Below are 2009 nucleotides of genomic sequence, written 5' to 3'. Positions count from 1 at the left end.
TACCATCGACAATTACCGCCAGCAGCGGCGGCAGCAGTAGCAGCAGGGCCAGAATAATCAGCAGCGCGTCTGCCAGGCGGCTGTGCAGACGATCGTCGGGATCGCGCCAGCCCTGAACCAGCGTGGTACCGGGGGCAATGGCGCGGCTCAGACGTTGGCTGAAGAGCACCAGCGCTAAACAACAAACCATCTGGATCAACGCCAACATGGCGGCGCGGGCGGGATCGTAATCGAAGTTCAGCGCCTGATAAATTGCCAGCTCGATGGTAGTGGCCTGCGGTCCACCGCCCAGCGACAAAACGGTGGCGAAGCTGGCGAAACAGAGCATAAAGATGAGCGCCGCGACGGGAAGGATTTGCCGACGCAGCCACGGCCATTCAACAAAGCGGAAGAAATGCCAGCCGCGCAGACCTAACTGAGCGGCTAACTGTCGCTGTTCGCCGGGAATATTCTCCAGAGACTGCAACAGCAGACGACTGGCCATCGGCAGGTTGAAAAAGACGTGCGCCAGCAGAATGCCCTGCAGACCGTACGGCGAAAACGTCCATTCCAGCCCGAATGTATGCCAGATCGAGGCCAGCCAGCCCTGACGACCGTACACGCTAAGAATACCGAAGACCGCGACCAGCACTGGCAGGATTAACGTCATCGCGCACAGGCGCAGCAGCGCCAGTCGTCCTGGAAAACGGCGGCGATAGAGCGCTCTGGCAAGGAAAATCGCCGGGATGACCGACAGCACTGCGGATAAAAAAGCCTGCCAGAAAGAAAAGCGCACCACGTGCCACAGGTAGTCGTCTTGCCACAGTGAGCGCCACTCCCCCCGTGGGGCGTTAAACCACAGCGCCAGAAACGCGGCCAGGGCAACGGCCACCATCAGCGTGGCGGCGGTAAGCCCTGGAACCAGCCAGCCGGGAATTAACGGCTGACGGCGCGTTGCCATTCGCTAATCCATGCCTGGCGTTGAGCCGCAACCTGCTGCGGCGTAAATTCCAGCGCGGTGGCTGGCTTATTCAGTTGCTCGAATCCAGACGGCAGGGCGACCTGGGTTACCGGATACATCCAGTTACCGGTCGGAATCGCGTTCTGGAAGGCCGGAGACACCATAAACTTGAGGAATTTCTCGGCCAGTTCCGGCTGTTTGCTGGCCGCAGTACGGGCGGCGACTTCTACCTGCAAATAGTGGCCTTCGCTAAAGTTGGCTGCGACGTAGTTGTCTTTTTTCTCGGCGATGATGTGATAGGCCGGAGAGGTGGTGTAGCTGAGTACCAGGTCGCTTTCGCCTTTCAGGAACAGGCCGTAGGCTTCACTCCAGCCCTTGGTGACCGTGACGGTTTTTGCCGAAAGCGCGCGCCAGGCCTCCGGCGCCTTATCGCCATAGACTTTTTGCATCCATAGCAGCAGGCCCAGCCCCGGCGTGCTGGTACGCGGGTCCTGATAAATGACGCGCCATTTTTGATCGCTCTCTACCAGTTCTTTCAGGCTTTTGGGCGGATTCTTCAGCTTGTTCTTATCATAAACGAAGGCGAAATAGCCGTAATCAAACGGAACGAAGGTATCGTTTTTCCAGCCGCCGGGCACGTTTACGGCTTCACTTGCTACACCGCTTTTGGCAAACAGTTTGGTTTGGGTGGCGGCTTCCAGAAGGTTGTTATCGAGGCCCAGTACGACGTCAGCTTTACTGTTTTTTCCTTCCATGCGCAGGCGGTTAAGCAGCGAGACGCCATCTTCCAGCGCGACCAGTTTCAGTTCACAGTTGCAGTCAGCTTCAAAGGCTTTTTTTATTGTCGGGCCCGGGCCCCAGTCAGCTGCGAACGAGTCGTAGGTATATACGGTCAGTACAGGTTTGGCGAAAGCAGGCGCTGCGCACAGCAGTAAAAGCGGAAGACATTTTTTAAACACTTTGCACCTCATAAAGTTGGGTGGCAAAGGACTTGAGTTGCAGCCTCAAATCCCTTCGCCGGCATTATCCGGATCAGGTTCGACGGGTATCTCTCAGCCCATACACTTCA

General features: G+C 57.2%; 2 protein-coding genes and 1 riboswitch (1 of these 3 only partly in view). Both genes read right to left on the bottom strand.

The genetic code is table 11. The annotated features are described in order from the left end of the window. The coding region (gene thiP / locus FDW87_RS22805; RefSeq protein WP_252363212.1) for a thiamine/thiamine pyrophosphate ABC transporter permease at positions 1-940 on the bottom strand (940 nt) is incomplete at its 3' end. Continuing rightward, complete coding sequence (thiB, locus tag FDW87_RS16055; RefSeq protein WP_137367161.1) at positions 916-1899, bottom strand: thiamine ABC transporter substrate binding subunit; 984 nt, start codon at positions 1897-1899, stop codon at positions 916-918. The genes thiB and thiP, both read right to left, overlap by 25 nt. A gap of 32 nt (positions 1900-1931) precedes the next feature. After that, positions 1932-2009, bottom strand: a riboswitch (TPP riboswitch); it runs 109 nt beyond the window's last position.

It is taken from the genome of Citrobacter sp. wls826 (assembly GCF_005281245.1).
Lineage (GTDB): Bacteria > Pseudomonadota > Gammaproteobacteria > Enterobacterales > Enterobacteriaceae > Citrobacter > Citrobacter braakii.
The sequence above is the reverse complement of the archived record's forward strand: the minus strand, read 5'-3'. Positions and strand labels throughout refer to the sequence as shown.